The 14795-nt window shown below is 60.1% G+C and carries 11 protein-coding genes, 1 tRNA gene and 1 pseudogene; 8 read left to right on the top strand and 5 right to left on the bottom strand.

Going from position 1 to position 14795, the window contains the following annotated elements; all coding sequences use genetic code 11:
- Position 1 precedes the first annotated feature (1 nt).
- Positions 2-1699, bottom strand: a complete 1698-nt coding sequence (locus tag CKW14_RS17995; protein ID WP_095125800.1) for a molecular chaperone HscC — start codon at positions 1697-1699, stop codon at positions 2-4.
- Positions 1700-1887: 188 nt separating this feature from the next.
- A complete protein-coding gene (locus tag CKW14_RS17990; RefSeq protein ID WP_007912940.1) occupies positions 1888-3306 on the bottom strand; it encodes a short-chain fatty acid transporter in 1419 nt (472 codons plus the stop codon).
- 331 nt (positions 3307-3637) lie between these two features.
- Here CKW14_RS17990 and CKW14_RS17985 point away from each other — a divergent pair, with 331 nt between their 5' ends.
- From CKW14_RS17985 to CKW14_RS17970, 5 genes and pseudogenes are all read left to right on the top strand, one after another.
- Entirely contained in the window at positions 3638-4951 is a 1314-nt protein-coding gene (locus CKW14_RS17985) for an MFS transporter (RefSeq protein ID WP_095125799.1), read from the top strand.
- A pseudogene (locus tag CKW14_RS30500) lies at positions 4927-5844 on the top strand (PAS domain-containing protein); the annotation flags it as partial. The gene CKW14_RS17985 and the pseudogene CKW14_RS30500, both read left to right, overlap by 25 nt.
- The gene (locus CKW14_RS30495; protein ID WP_371748318.1) at positions 5824-6384 is read left to right on the top strand and encodes a methyl-accepting chemotaxis protein; all 561 of its coding nucleotides are present in this window, start codon (positions 5824-5826) and stop codon (positions 6382-6384) included. The pseudogene CKW14_RS30500 and the gene CKW14_RS30495, both read left to right, overlap by 21 nt.
- 182 nt (positions 6385-6566) lie before the next feature.
- Entirely contained in the window at positions 6567-7166 is a 600-nt protein-coding gene (locus tag CKW14_RS17975) for a flavin reductase family protein (RefSeq protein WP_095050594.1), read from the top strand.
- A gap of 75 nt (positions 7167-7241) precedes the next feature.
- Positions 7242-7874, top strand: a complete 633-nt coding sequence (locus tag CKW14_RS17970; protein ID WP_095050595.1) for a LysE family translocator — start codon at positions 7242-7244, stop codon at positions 7872-7874.
- Positions 7875-7955: 81 nt separating this feature from the next.
- Here the strand turns inward: CKW14_RS17970 and ggt are convergent, their stop codons facing one another.
- Positions 7956-9788: a gamma-glutamyltransferase gene (ggt, locus tag CKW14_RS17965; RefSeq protein WP_095125797.1), complete on the bottom strand. Its 1833-nt coding sequence runs from the start codon at positions 9786-9788 to the stop codon at positions 7956-7958.
- 259 nt (positions 9789-10047) lie between these two features.
- On the opposite strand from ggt, the gene CKW14_RS17960 reads away from it, so the two are divergent.
- The 3 genes from CKW14_RS17960 (at position 10048) to CKW14_RS30490 (ending at position 12036) form a co-directional block, all read left to right on the top strand.
- Complete coding sequence (locus CKW14_RS17960; protein ID WP_095125796.1) at positions 10048-11148, top strand: DUF2817 domain-containing protein; 1101 nt, start codon at positions 10048-10050, stop codon at positions 11146-11148.
- Between the two features lie 190 nt (positions 11149-11338).
- Positions 11339-11731: a helix-turn-helix domain-containing protein gene (locus CKW14_RS17955; protein ID WP_245398004.1), complete on the top strand. Its 393-nt coding sequence runs from the start codon at positions 11339-11341 to the stop codon at positions 11729-11731.
- A gap of 92 nt (positions 11732-11823) precedes the next feature.
- Positions 11824-12036 (top strand): SymE family type I addiction module toxin, encoded by a 213-nt coding sequence (locus CKW14_RS30490; RefSeq protein WP_095125795.1) that lies wholly within the window; start codon positions 11824-11826, stop codon positions 12034-12036.
- Between the two features lie 334 nt (positions 12037-12370).
- Here CKW14_RS30490 and CKW14_RS17945 read toward each other — a convergent pair.
- A tRNA-Met gene (locus tag CKW14_RS17945) sits at positions 12371-12447 on the bottom strand.
- Between the two features lie 115 nt (positions 12448-12562).
- Complete coding sequence (locus CKW14_RS17940; RefSeq protein ID WP_095125794.1) at positions 12563-14620, bottom strand: methyl-accepting chemotaxis protein; 2058 nt, start codon at positions 14618-14620, stop codon at positions 12563-12565.
- Positions 14621-14795 lie beyond the last annotated feature (175 nt).

Raw genomic sequence — 14795 nt, 5'->3', positions numbered from 1 at the left:
CTTATTGCCACGGAGTGCGATCAAGTTCGCTCAGGCGTCGGCTCAAGTCGGTGCGCACTTCACGGATCTGGCGCTCATCCTGAGAGTCGAGCGCGATCTGGAATTGCTTGGCCCAATCGCCCATCAGATCACGCATATCGCCCAAGCTTTCCTGATAGAGGCGCTCCAGACGTGCAGTCAACAGCGTGTTGACCTGCTGCTCGCGGGGATGAATCTTCAGCTGTGCCAGGTTCTGCAGGCGTTGCTGGATCTCCTCGGGCGAGAGCACGCCCGGGTTGTTCTCGATGACCAGCGAATGCTGTTGCCCGGTCAGGGGAATCTTTACCTGGGCTTCGAGCAGGCCGTTGTTGTCGTAGGTGAAACGCACATCGAGAGCGACTTCGCCGGCTTTGCGTTTCGGCACCTTGATGTCCAGTTCGCCGAGTGCCACGTTGTCTTTGACCAGGCGGCTTTCGCCCTGAAAGATCCGTACGATCACTTGCTCCTGATTGTCGTGCAGCGTGTACACGGTTTTCACCCGACTGACCGGGACGATGCTGTTGCGCTCGATGATCGGCAGGTAGTGGCCGCTCTCATAGTTGCGGCCGACCTGTGTGGAGGTCTCGATGCCCAGCGTGTAGGAGCAGACATCGGTCAACACCACTTCTTCCAGCGCTGCAGCGCGAGCCTTGAGTGCCGCTTGAATCGCCGCGCCCTGTGCCACGACCTGATCCGGGTCGAGGGTGATCGACGGGAAGCGGCCGAACAGCCCAGCAGCGAGTTTGCGCACCAGCGGCATGCGCGTGGTGCCGCCGACCAACAGAATTTCGTCCAGATCGCTGACGCGGATGCGCGCATCGCGCAGCGCCCGCTCAATCGGCGCACGCAGGCGTTCGAGCAGCGGCATGTACAGCGTTGCCAACTGTTGCTGGGTGATGGTTTGCGTCCACTGCCGCTCACCGAGCTGCAAGCGGAATTCGGCGCTGTCGTCCTGGCCCAGCGCCTTGCGCACGCGTTCGGCCTCGCGACGCAGCGGCTGGATGACGCTGCTGCGCTCAGGGAAGTCGGCGGCCGAACGGTGCTGACTGATGAAGTGCTCCAGCAGCACGGTGTCGAAGTCTTCGCCACCGAGGAAGTTGTCACCGGCGCTGGCGCGCACTTCCATGACCCCTTCGAACAGCTCCAGAATCGACACGTCGAACGTGCCGCCACCGAGGTCGAAGACCAGGAACGAAGTTTCCTTGTCGCGCTGGTGCAGTCCATAGGCGAGGGCAGCGGCGGTTGGTTCGTTGATCAGCTTCTCGACCTTCAGCCCGGCCAGTTCGCCGGCGATGCGCGTGGCTTTGCGTTGAGCGTCGCTGAAGTAGGCCGGGACGCTGATCACGGCTTCGGTGACGGTTTCGCCATAGGCGCGTTCAACGTCTTCTTTCAGACTCTTGAGCACCAGCGCGGACAGCTCTTCCGGGCGAAACGCTTTGTCGGCCAGATACGTTTGCGTGGCGCTGCCCATGTGGCGCTTGAACAGCGACGCGGTCAGGCGCGGATGCGTGTGCAGACGCTCGCGCGCCGCCTGACCCACCAGAATCCGGCCCTGATCATCCAGGCCGACAACGCTCGGTGTCAGGAACTGACCCAGGGCATTGGGCACCAACTCGGTGGCATCGCCACGCCAGACGGCGACCAGGCTGTTGGTGGTTCCCAGGTCAATCCCTACGATCATTGCAACGAACTCCCTTTGCGCTTGGTAAAAAATGGAAACATTTATGGGCGCGCAGAATATTACCGAGGGAGCGATGCGGTAAAGCAGGATGATGGCTCTGAGCCATTATTTGCGACAGGCAGCCCGACACAGGGCTGTTTCAGGAGAAAAGTGTGGGGCGCGGCCATCATGACTGCGCCCCGCTTGGGTTAAGGCATCACTGGCGGCGTATACGCCAGCGTCGTCCCCAACGCCCACAGCAACAGCAGCACCAGCGGCGTGTGCACCAGCAATTGCACAAAGGAGAATCCGATCAGATCTCGCGCTTTCAGCCCGAGTACGCCGAGCAGCGGCAGCATGTAGAACGGGTTAATCAGGTTCGGCAGCGCTTCGGCCGCGTTGTAGATCTGCACTGCCCAGCCGAGGTGGTACTGCAGATCATTGGCGACCTGCATCACGTACGGCGCCTCGATAATCCACTTGCCGCCACCGGATGGAATGAAGAAACCGAGAATCGCCGAGTACACGCCCATCAACAGTGCATAAGTGTCGTGGGAGGCGATGCTGACGAAGAACGTTGAGATGTGGTGCGCCAGGGTTTGCGCGTCCGTGCCTTTGACCGTGGTCATCAGCGCGGCGATCGAGCCGTACAGCGGGAACTGGATCAACACGCCGGTGGTGGTCGGCACGGCGCGGGCGACGGCATCGAGGAAACTGCGCGGCCGCCAGTGCAGCAAGGCGCCGAGCATGATGAACAGGAAGTTATAGGTGTTCAGCCCGGAAATCGCGGTGATCGCCGGTTTGGTTGAAAACTCATGGAACAGCCATCCCGCCGCCAACAGTACCAGCACGATGATCAGCAGCGGGCTGTGTTCCAGCCATTCACCCGGACGCGTACGCGGTTGCAGCGGTGGCAGGTTGAAGGCCGGGTCGATGCCACAGGCCTTGGCGTCGCGCGCTGAGTTCGGCCCGGGGGCGGTGGCGTAAGCGATGATGATCGAGATCACGATCAGCGCCAGCAGCATCACGCCGGACTGCCAGAGGAAAATCGTTTCGGTGAACGGAATCACCCCGGTGATCGACAGGATCGACGGCGGCAGGCTGGCGGGGTTGGCTTGCAACTGCGCGGCCGACGACGACAAACCCAGCGCCCACACCGCGCCAAGGCCCAGATAGGCAGCGGCGCCGGCGGCGCGGTAATCCATTTTCAGATCGGTGCGGCGGGCGAGGGCGCGGACCAGCAAACCGCCGAATACCAGCGACAGGCCCCAGTTGAGCAACGACGCGACCATTGAGATCAACGCAACCCACGCCACGGCAGAACGGCCGTTTTTCGGGATACGCGCCAAGCGATCAATCAGTTTCACGGCGGGCGGCGAGCTGGCGACTACGTAGCCGCCGATTACCACGAAGGCCATTTGCATGGTGAACGGGATCAGGCTCCAGAACCCGTCGCCGAACGCCATCGCCGCATCGGTGGGTTTCGCGCCCATGGCCAGGGTGGCCAGGGCGACGATGATCACGGCCAGCGCGGCGAATACCCAGGAGTCGGGAAACCAGCGTTCGGCAAAGCTTGAACAGCGCAGGGCAAAGCGCGCAGAGCGGCTATCTTCGATATCAACGGCCACAGGAAGTACCTCGGATTTTTATGGTTATTGTGGTCTTGCGGACGAAACACATATCCCCTGTAGGAGTGAGCCTGCTCGCGATAGCTTTCTTACATTCAACACTTGTATTGACTGAATCGACGCTATCGCGAGCAGGCTCACTCCTACAAGTATCTCGGCATGACTTGCCGATGGTGGTTCGCCTAGCAGGACAGGCATTAACAGTAATTCAACTGCCAATGCTTTGTGAGCAGCTTTTGCAAAACCGGGACTATGGTCTAACGGGTTGTCCACCAGCCCATTTACGTAGACCATGGGCGCCTTGGTTTTTTGCCTGCCAGAGTTCTTTGCCATGACCGCCCAAACCACGGCCAAACCCGTGCCGTTCAGCCGTTCCGACTACAAGACCCTCGGCCTTGCGGCCCTTGGCGGGGCGCTGGAGATTTACGATTTCATCATTTTCGTATTCTTCGCCCTGACCCTCAGCCAGTTGTTCTTCCCGCCGGAAATGCCCGAATGGCTGCGCCTGCTGCAAAGCTTCGGGATTTTCGTCACCGGTTATTTGGCGCGGCCGCTGGGCGGGATTCTGATGGCGCATTTCGCCGACAAACTCGGGCGTAAGAAAGTCTTCAGCCTGAGCATCCTGATGATGGCGCTGCCGTGCCTGCTGATCGGGATCATGCCGACTTATGCCCAGATCGGTTATTTCGCGCCGCTGCTGTTGCTGGCGCTGCGCATCCTGCAGGGCGCGGCGGTCGGCGGGGAGGTGCCGAGTGCCTGGGTGTTTGTCGCCGAGCACGCACCGGCCGGCCATCGTGGTTACGCGTTGGGCTTTTTGCAGGCCGGGCTGACCTTCGGTTATCTGATCGGCGCGCTGACCGCGACGTTCCTCGCGCAAGTCTTCACCCCGGCGGAAATCCTCGATTACGCCTGGCGTTATCCGTTCCTGCTCGGTGGTGTGTTCGGCGTGATCGGCGTTTACCTGCGGCGCTGGTTGAGCGAAACACCGGTGTTCATGGCCATGGAGGCGCAACGCGAGGCGCGGGTCGAACTGCCGCTGCGTACGGTGTTGCGCGAACATCGACTGGCGATGCTGCCAGCGATGTTGCTGACCTGCGTGCTGACTTCGGCGGTAGTGGTGTTCGTCGTCATCACCCCGACCATGATGCAGAAAACCTTCGGCATGACCGCCAGCCACACCTTCGCCCTCAGCGCGTTGGGCATCGTCTTCCTCAATATCGGCTGTGTGATTGCCGGTCTGTTGGTTGATCGCCTCGGTGCCTGGCGCACGGTCATGCTCTACAGTCTGCTGCTGCCATTGGGTATCGGTGTGCTTTATGGCTGCCTGATCAGCGGTGGCGAGTGGATTGGCATTGCGTATGCCATTGCTGGTCTGGCGTGCGGTGTCGTCGGCGCTGTGCCATCAGTGATGGTCGGCTTGTTCCCCGCGCGTATCCGCGTGTCCGGCATTTCCTTCACCTACAACATTGCCTACGCGGCGTGGGCGAGCATTACACCGCTGTTGCTGATCGGTCTGATGCCGTGGAGCCCGTGGGTCTGTGTGATGTTCTGCGCGGTGATGGGCGTTGTGGGGCTATTGACGGCAGCGTATTTTGGCGCGCGAATGCCGCGCACAGGACAATGTCAGGTGGCCGGAGCTGCCTGACAGCGTTCGCTCGAACTATTTTTGACCGACGGGTCGCAAACGCTCTTCAGAAAAGCTTTTCAAGGCCGATGGCTAGGCTGTATCCCGCTTTCTATCCTGCCCATCGGTACTTCCCCATGTTCAACAAACGCCTGAAGCAAGAGCTGACCGCTCTTCGTGAAGAACTCTCCAGCCTTGTGCAGGTGAAGGAAAGCCTGGAAAGCGAGATGCTGGTGCTGTGCCTAGAAGCTGACGGGCGCATTCAATCGGTCAACCAGAACTTCCTCACCGAGATGTTCTACAAGAGCCAGGACCTGATCGGTCGAGCGATTGAAGATATCGTCCCGGCCCACGTAAAGACCGACGAATTCCATCACCGCTTCAAAAACGCCATGACCCGCGGTGAGCATTTCGCCGGCGCCGTGCGCCTGTTGCGCGGCAACGGTGAGGAAGCGTGGCTGCGTTCGATCGTGCAACCGGTGCGTTCTTCGGACGGGCGGATCAAGCACATTTCGCTTTACGCCAGCGACCTGACCCGCACCATCGAAGCCTCGCGTGAACACGAAAACCTGATCGGTGCGCTGGTGCGTTCGACGGCGGTAATCGAGTTCGACCTCAACGGTAATGTGCTCAACGCCAACGATCGCTTTCTCAGCGGCATGGGTTACAGCCTGGCGCAGATCAAGGGCAAACATCACCGCCTGTTCTGCACCCCGGAGGAATACAACAGCGCCGAGTACCAGAATTTCTGGCGTCGTCTGAACAATGGCGAGTTCGTGGCCGAGCGCTTCAAACGTGTCGACAGCCATGGTCGTACGGTGTGGCTGGAGGCGTCCTACAACCCGGTGGTCGATGCCAACAACAAGCTGTACAAAGTGGTGAAGTTCGCCACGGTGATCACCGATCAGGTCAACCGCGAGCAAGCCGTCGCCGACGCGGCGAGCATTGCCTACAGCACTTCGCAGCAAACCGACAGCACCGCCCAGCGCGGTACCACGGTGGTGACTGAAGCAGTAAACGTAATGCGTGATCTGTCGCGACACATGCAAGCCGCAGGTGAGGGTATCGAAGCACTCAACGAGCAGTCGCAGGTGATCGGCACTATCGTCAAAACCATCAGCGGCATTGCCGAACAGACCAACCTGCTGGCGCTCAACGCTGCCATTGAGGCGGCCCGTGCCGGCGAGCAGGGCCGAGGCTTTGCGGTGGTGGCTGACGAAGTGCGGCAACTGGCGTCGCGCACCAGTCAGGCGACTGAAGAGATCGTCACCGTGGTGCGGCAGAACCAGGAAATGGCACGCAACGCCGTGGCCCTGATGACCGACGGCAAGCTTCAAGCTGAACAAGGCCTGGCACTGGCGGCAGAGGCGGGCACAGTGATTGTCGAGATTCAGGACGGTGCGCAGAAGGTCGTCAACGCAGTGGGCCAGTTTGCCAATCAACTCTCCCACTGACCTGCACACAACCTCTGTAGGAGCTGTCGAGTGAAACGAGGCTGCGATCTTTTGATCTTGACTCCGAGGATCAACATCAAGATCAAAAGATCGCAGCGTGCCGCAGCTCCTACAGAGTTTTCACCTGCCTGTATTTCGATGCTGGCGCTACAATCGGCTCCTTTTCCCCGGAGCAGATTCCCATGAGCGATTCCCACCGCCGCCCGGTGCCCCTGAACAAAGCCTACCGTTTGCTCAACCACGGGCCGACCGTGCTGGTCAGCGCCGCCCACGACGGCCAGCGCAACATCATGGCTGCCGCCTGGGCGATGCCGCTGGATTTCGAACCGCCGAAAGTCGCCGTTGTCCTCGACAAATCCACCTGGACCCGCCAGTTGCTCGAAGCGTCCGGCACCTTCGTGCTCAACGTCCCGTGCGTCAATCAGGCTGACATCGTGCAAACCGTCGGCAATACGTCGGGTCTGGACATCACCCAAACCCAGGGACAAGACAAATTTCAGGCTTACGGTTTACAGACCTTCAATGGCGAACAAGTCGAAGCACCTTTGCTAGACGGCTGCGTCGCTTGGCTGGAATGCCGTTTGCTCCCGGAGCCGCGCAATCACGAGCAGTACGACCTGTTTCTCGCCGAAGTCATCGCCGCCCATGCCGATGAGCGTGTGTTCAGCGACGGGCGCTGGCATTTCGAAGGGCACGATGGTTTGCGCACGTTGCACCACGTGGCGGGTGGGCATTTCCTCAAGATCGGTGATGCGGTGGATGGTAAGACGCTAGCGGTCTGAATAAAGGCTGATGGCAAAACATTACCGGATGTTGCAAGGTAGAGGGCATCGTCGAACCGATCAGGCGCATGCCCCATGGATCTTTCCCTTTCAAGTTATCTGGCGCCGTTGCTGTCGTTGGCCCTGTTGTGGACGGTGGCCGTGGTCACGCCCGGCCCGAACTTCTTCAACATCGCGCAACTCGCGGTCAGCCGCTCCCGCCGACACGGTGTAGTCGCGGCGCTCGGCGTGGCCAGCGGAACCGTGTTGTGGGGGCTGGCGGGTGGCCTGGGCATTCAGTCGCTGTTCAGCGCCGCACCAACGTTGTACTTGAGCTTCAAGATTGCCGGTGGTTGCTACCTGATCTATCTCGGGCTCAAGCAGTTCAAGCGCAAGGCGCCGATAGTCCCAGGCACGCTCGATACCTCGGAGCAAACGTTGCTTGGCGCTTACGGACGGGGCTTTCTGGGCAACATGACCAATCCCAAATCCGCACTGTTCGTCGCCACCATCTTCGCCACCGCCATGCCGGCTCACATCCCGCCACTGATGCTGGCGCTGGCGGTGCTGACCATGGCGACGTTGTCGTTCAGTTGGTATTGCTGCGTGGCGCTGTTCTTCGCCAGTCGGCGGATCGCCGGTGTGTATGAGCGTTCGCGACAATGGCTGGATCGCTTCGCGGGCGGATGCTATCTGTTGTTTGGGGTGCATCTGGTGGCTAATCGCTGAGCCGGGGAATGTCCCGAGTTAAATCAGTTGCAAACAAAAGGCCTACCTCGCGGTAAGCCTTTTTTGTTTTGCGTCCTAGCCTCAATCCCCCAACGCTTCGCCTTCCCGCCGTGGATCCGCGCCCCCCTCCAACGACGCTTTCCCCTGCGCATTCTTGACCCGCACGATGGCCTGGGTGCCGCTGGTCATGTCGATTTCATTTACCGCATGCCCTTTGTCTTTCAGCGCCTGAATCAGCGCCGGGCTGAACTGGCCTTGTTCCAATTCGGTCGGGCCATTGCGGCTGCCGAAGTTGGGCAGGCTGATGGCGCTTTGCGGGTCGAGGTTCCAGTCGAGCAGGCCGACGGTGGTTTTCGCCACGTATTCGATGATTTGCGAACCGCCCGGCGAGCCGACCGTGGCGACGAATTCGCCGCTGTGGCGATCGAAGATCAGCGTTGGCGCCATCGACGAACGCGGGCGTTTGCCCGGTTCGACGCGGTTGGCGACTTTCTGCCCGTTCTCTTCAGGGATGAACGAGAAGTCGGTCATCTGGTTGTTCAGCAGAAAACCCTGAACCATCAGGTGCGAGCCGAACGCGGCTTCGATGGTGGTGGTCATCGACACCGCGCCGCCGAGGTCATCCACCGCGACCACTTGCGAGGTGGAGATGCGCAGCGGCGAACGGTCCGGGGCGTAGGCGACCTGCAGACCCGGTGGCGTGCCCGGTTTGGCGCTGCCCATGCTGCGTTCGCCTATCAGGCTGGCGCGGCTGGCCAGATAACCCGGGTCGACCAGGCCTTTGATCGGCACCGGCACGAAGTCGGTGTCGGCGACGTATTGCGCGCGGTCGGCGTAGGCCAGACGTTCGGCCTCGGCGATCAAATGCACGGCCTGCGGATCCGGTTCAATGCCGGCCGGTTTATCGGTCTTCAGCGGTTTGAGCGGTGTCAGCGAAAGACGTGGATCGCGGGTTTCCAGCGCCTGCAACGTGCCGAGAATCTGCGCCACGGCGATCCCGCCCGACGACGGTGGCGGCATGCCGCAGACCTGCCAGCGTTTGTAGTCGGTGCACAGCGGCGCGCGTTCCTTGGCCTGATAGCGCTGCAGATCGTTCAGCGACAGGCTGCCGGGGTTGGCGTGGCCTTGCACTTTGGCGACGATTTCTTCGGCGATTGGGCCTTTGTACAGTGCGTCCGCACCTTCGTTGGCGATGCGTTTGAGCACTGCGGCCAGAGCCGGGTTTTGCAGGCGCGTGCCGACGGCTTTGACGCTGCCATCGGCGTTCAGGAAATACTTGGCCATGTCCTGCGACTGGCGAATGACTGGATCTGATTCCAGCAGCGAATGCAGGCGCGGCGAAATGGCAAAGCCTTGCTCGGACAGTTTAATCGCCGGTTCAAACAGCTTCGCCCACGGCAGGCGACCGTGTTGTTTATGCGCCATCTCCAGCGCGCGCAACACGCCAGGCGTGCCGACCGAGCGACCGCCGATCTGTGCCTGCGGGAACGCCATCGGCTGGCCATCGGCACGCAAGAACAGCTTCTCGGTGGCGCCGGCCGGTGCGGTTTCGCGACCGTCATATGTGCGCACCTGTTTACCGTCCCACAACACGATCATCGCGCCGCCACCGATCCCGGACGACTGCGGCTCAACCAGCGTCAACACCGCTTGCATCGCAATCGCCGCATCAATCGCCGAACCGCCCTGACGCAGCATCTCGCGCCCGGCTTCAGCAGCCAGAGGATTGGCAGCGGCGGCCATGTGTTTGCTGGCGTGACGGGTTTGCAGATCGGTGCGGAAACCGGAAGCGGCTTCCGGGGCCAGCGGCAAAGTCGAGGAGGGCGGGGCGTTGCACGCGGTGAGGGTCAGGGCGCTGATGATCAGCGTCAGGGCTGGCAGGCGAAAGCGGCTCAAGGGCAAGGCTGAAAACACGCGGGCTCTCCGTCCGTGGGATAAAAGTCTCAGGGACTTTATCGACCGCTCGGTCGCGACGCAAACCGATGGGCATTTTTGTCTTTCTTTTCAGGGCGGATGTTCGCTAGGGTCAACCGCAATCGACCGACCGCACACGTCCCCTGTAGGAGTGAGCCCGCTCGCGATAGCGGTGGGTCAGTCAGCAATGATGTTGAATGTGATAACGCTATCGCGAGCAGGCTCACTCCTACAATTACAAGATCAACAAGAGACCGATATGCACAGCGAGTTCCCCACCGAATCCAGCTACCGCGATCAACGCGAACAGTTCATCGCCGCCGCTAACGCCGCCGGTGCCACGCTCACCTCGTACGCCCATCCACGCTGCGGCCCCTTTGGCGAACCCCTGAGCACCGACGTCGCCGTGCTCGGCGATCCACAGGCCAAACGCCGACTGGTAGCGCTCAGCGGTACGCACGGTGTTGAGGGCTATTACGGCTCGGACTGCCAGATCGAATGGCTGAAAACCTTCGAACCTGGTTCGCTGCCCAAGGATGTCGCGGTGGTCATGGCTCACCTGATCAACCCATGGGGCACGGCGTGGTTACGCCGGGTCAACGAAGACAACATCGACCTCAACCGCAATCATCTGGATTTCACCGGGCCGCTACCGGATAACCGCGCATACGCCGCACTGCATGAAATCTACGCCTGCACCGATTTGCACGGCCCCGAGCGCCAACGTGCGGATGCCTTGCTCGATGCGCAAATCAACGAACACGGCTGGCCGGCGGTGATGTCGATTGTCGAGGGTGGTCAACACAGCCATCCCGACGGACTGTTTTACGGCGGCCGCGCGCCGAGCTGGTCGAATCGCACCTTGCACCAAATCATCAAAACGCATCTGGCTGGCGCTGAAACCGTGATGTGTTTTGACCTGCACACCGGTGCTGGCGAATACGGTCATCCGATGTTGCTGACCATCACCCAGGCGCCTTACCCGGCACTCGCGCAGGCCCAGGCAATTTATGGCTCTTGGCTTTACACCCTGCACACCGGCGCCGACACCTTGAGCGAAACCGGAGTGGCCGCGACTGCCACCGGTTACACCTCACAGGCGTTGCTTAATGCATTGCCGGACGTGCAATTGATGCCGTTCGTGATCGAGTGCGGGACTTATCCGGGGCCGGATGTGCATCGGCATTTGCGTGATGACCAGTGGCTGCATTTGCACGGTGATCCGCTGGATGCGATAGGGCGCGAGATCAAACTGAATCTGCTTGAGCAGTTCTATCCAACTGATCCGGATTGGCGGGCGATGGTCGGTTTGCGCACTCGGCAAATCTGGGCGAAAGGGTTGTCGGCGTTGGCTTGCTGAAAAGGCATTTCGCGCCTGTAGTACCTCGCCGCAACTTGGCGGTTGCTCTGCATTTTTCCTACAGATTTTTCAGGTCGACAACTTACGCGCCCTTACCTGAGGATGGTTTTTATCGTTTTTTCCAGGATGGATTTCAGATGAAAAGGATGAGTCCGTTGCCATTCAACTCTATGTTCAGTCGGCCATTGTCATGAGTGTTTCCAATGAGGACCGCGATTTTCTGGTGGCGATGGGCAGTCGCATTGCTCACTTACGCACAGTTCACGAGATAACACAGACTCGGTTTGCACGGGCTTTAGGTCTTTCCCGGCAAACCTTTCAGGGCTACGAGGAGGGCACTCGCAGCATGCCGGTCACGACACTGGTGAAGATGGCATTTGCGCTTCGCGTGCCTGTTGAAGACCTGCTCGGCGTTCCCTCGTACACGGAGAGGCCCAGACGCAGCTTGACCTCGACGTGGTATCGACGGCTGCAGTCCATCAATGAACTTTCGAAGGTCCAACAGAAGGTCATTGCGCAGATGCTCGACGCGCTGATCGCGCAGGCAGCGACCAAAACGAGCAACGAAGAAAAAGAAGTTTGAAGTAACCCAAAGAACGCGGAACCAAGGTGCACGAACACCCTGGCCCCGCTAACCAAAAGCAGCTAGACAGGAGCTAATCATGGCTAAAACCAATCATACGTCATCAACCCCCCATCACTGAACGCCGGCTGAAAATCGCCGCTGATTTTTACCCCGTCCACACCAAGGAAAAATCCTACAGCTCCGCCAAACCGGTGCCCTGGATCAGGCTTCGCGGGCTGTGGTTGCGGCAGGCGGGATTCGAGGTGAACGAGAACGTCAAAGTGCGTGTGATGAAAGGGTGTCTGGTGATTACAGCGGAATAGATGAATCGTCCGAGTAAAGCCGCAACGCTATTTGCGTAGGAAAACACGCCGCTAACCCTCAAGGGATAGCGGCGTTTTTTCTCAAATAGCGCTTTTGATTATCTTGAATTTTGTGGCGGGCGAGGCCGGTATTACTTGGCTAAAAGCCTGATTGTGAGGAAGGCATTATCTTGAATTTGATATTGGCTTATGTGAAAAAAGGCGAAGTGCAAACTGTAAGCACTGATCCAATCGAAAGGGCTGAAGAAAGGCCTTCTGTAGGTGGGGAGCCGGAGGGGGGATTATTGCAGGCATAAAAAAACGGCCTACCTTTCGGTAAGCCGTTTTTAGTACTTGGTGGCTACACAGGGACTTGAACCCCGGACCCCAGCATTATGAATGCTATGCTCTAACCAACTGAGCTATGTAGCCAAGTGGCGCGCATTATTCCCCTGAAATGGAAAAGCGTCAAGCGTAAATTTAAAATATTTCTTCTTATTTTCAACCGCTTATCCTCCAGCCCGGAAAATCCGGGCCGGGCGGGGCATCAACGCAGCTGAAATCTTGCCGTATTGGCGCTCAAGGCGTGGCTGCCCTGACTCAGGGTATCCGCCGCAAGGTTCACCGCGCGTGCGCCTTCGAGCAGACGCACGGCCGCCTGATCGACCTGCTGGATATTGCCGCTGACTTCGTCGGCGGTGCTCGCCTGTTCCTCAACCGCCGTGGCGATCTGCGCCAACGTGTCGGTAACGCTTTGCACGGCGCTGGCGATTTCACCCAAACGTTCACCGAGACCGGTGACTGACTCGGCATCGGTTTGCGCCTGGCCGCAGGCAGCTTCCATCAAACTCACGGCTTCGTTGACCGTTGCGCGCAAACTGTCGACCGTACCGGCGATCTGCGCAGTTGACGACTGTGTACGTTGCGACAGGCTGCGCACCTCGTCGGCGACCACGGCAAAGCCGCGACCCTGTTCACCGGCGCGTGCGGCTTCAATGGCTGCGTTGAGCGCGAGCAGGTTGGTCTGTTCGGCAACACCGCGAATGGTGTCGACCACCAATTGAATCTGCTGACCTTGTTCACTGACCCGACCGAGTGCCGCTGCAGTTTCGTTCAAACGCTGATTGAGCTGCTGAATACTTGCCGTAGTGCGTTGGCTATCGCGGCTGCTGTCAGCGGCAATGCGCCGGGTGTGCTGAGCGCTGCCGGAGGCCTGTTCGCAGCTTTGCGCCACGCCTTGCGAGGTCGCGGCCAATTGCGTGGCAGCAGCGGCGATCTGGCTGATCTGCAATTGCTGCGCTTCGACTTCACTGAGGGCGCCGCTGGAATGCTCGTTGAGACTGCGCACGGCGTTGCTCAGTTGTGAAGTCTCGTGATCGACGCCAAGCATGCTGCTACGCAGTTGCACCACGGCCACGTTGAGTGCAGTGCTGATCGCCGCGAGTTCATCACGACCCACGACCGGCACTTGCAAACTCAGATTGCCATCGCGCAGGGCTTCGGCGAGTAGGGTGATGCCGCTGGCGCTGCGACGGATCGAGGCTTGCAGGCAGACAAACAGGTACAACGCCGCGAGCAGCAGGCAGCCGAAAATCGCCGCGACGATGATGAACTGACGAATCGCCGAGCTGTGGTAGGCATCGAGTCGTTGATCCAGCGACACCAGCGATTGCTGGCGCAGTGAGGCTAGGTCGGTCAGCAGCGCATCGAGGCTGCGTTCGAACTCTTCGGGTTTGAGATTGATAGAGCCGCCGAACACGCCGTCGTCCAACACCTTCAGACCGCTGTCGAGGTTTTTGAGGCTGTCGTGGTATTGGCTGGCCCAGCTCTGCTGATCTTGCGGCAGACGTGCTTCGAGCAGCGTGGCCGTTTTGACCAGTTGCTCGCGGGCGTCACCGATGCGGCTGCGCAGGTCGCGCAACTGCAAACGGCTTTGCAGGGTGAATTGGCCGGAGACGACCGAGGCCTGGCCGACGGCGGCAAGGCGTCCAACGCGTTCGATCAGGTCCGGGGCGTGTTGCGTGGAGATCTGCGTGAGCAGATAGGTTTCCAGCCACGGCGCGAGGGTCAGGCGATTGTCCATGACGATCTGCTCGCGCAACGCTTGCAGGGCGCTGAGGGCGTTGGTGAAACGGTCGTAACCGTCCGGCCACCAACCGACACCGCTGAGGCTTTTCGAGTCCAGGCCGTTGAGCGCGGTTTGCAGCGCTTGATAGCGGGTGAGTGTTTCCCCCTCGGCGCCTTCATTTTTCAGCGCAGCGCCTAAATCGGTGGTGGCTTGCAGAACCGCCGGTTGCACCGCGTCGAATGCGCCCATGGCGGCGAGGGTGGCCGGCGTCGGTTGGCGATTGGTTTCCGTGGCGCGCCAACGCGCGGCGCGGTCACGTTGGGCGGCGAGCAGGTTGTCCAGCGCATCCAGCGCGAGCAACTGACGCACGCCGGCACGTTCGCCGGAAATCAGATTGAGCTTGTCGCGATAGTCCTGGCCAATCATCAACAGGCTGCCGGCCAACGGCAGAATGAACAGCAGAAACAACAACTGGAATTTACCTGCGAAGCCAAACCGCCCCAGCAATTTGATCCCCGGTGAAAGGAAAGCCTGCATGCCTCATGACTCCTCTGGACACCACGCACCATTGGCGTGCATCGCGGTCGTTCGACGTTGATGTTGTGCCCTGCTAAAAGGCCTCGAAAGTTCACTCTCGCCCGCTCTGTAGGCCGGCTCTGTAGCGAAACTTCCCAATGTCGGTCGCCTTTGTAAGGCGCCCGCGTTCAAGGGA

It is taken from the genome of Pseudomonas sp. Irchel s3a12, assembly GCF_900187485.1.
GTDB lineage: Bacteria > Pseudomonadota > Gammaproteobacteria > Pseudomonadales > Pseudomonadaceae > Aquipseudomonas > Aquipseudomonas neuropathica.
The sequence above is the reverse complement of the archived record's forward strand: the minus strand, read 5'-3'. Positions and strand labels throughout refer to the sequence as shown.

Bases quoted from the DNA above. Each gene is read 5' to 3' on its own strand.
- CKW14_RS17995 (WP_095125800.1), bottom strand. From the start codon at position 1,699: ATGATCGTAGGGATTGACCTGGGAACCACCAACAGCCTGGTCGCCGTC.
- CKW14_RS17985 (WP_095125799.1), top strand. From the start codon at position 3,638: ATGACCGCCCAAACCACGGCCAAACCCGTGCCGTTCAGCCGTTCCGAC.
- CKW14_RS17975 (WP_095050594.1), top strand. From the start codon at position 6,567: ATGAGCGATTCCCACCGCCGCCCGGTGCCCCTGAACAAAGCCTACCGT.
- CKW14_RS17970 (WP_095050595.1), top strand. From the start codon at position 7,242: ATGGATCTTTCCCTTTCAAGTTATCTGGCGCCGTTGCTGTCGTTGGCC.
- CKW14_RS17960 (WP_095125796.1), top strand. From the start codon at position 10,048: ATGCACAGCGAGTTCCCCACCGAATCCAGCTACCGCGATCAACGCGAA.
- CKW14_RS17955 (WP_245398004.1), top strand. From the start codon at position 11,339: ATGAGTGTTTCCAATGAGGACCGCGATTTTCTGGTGGCGATGGGCAGT.
- CKW14_RS17940 (WP_095125794.1), bottom strand. From the start codon at position 14,620: ATGCAGGCTTTCCTTTCACCGGGGATCAAATTGCTGGGGCGGTTTGGC.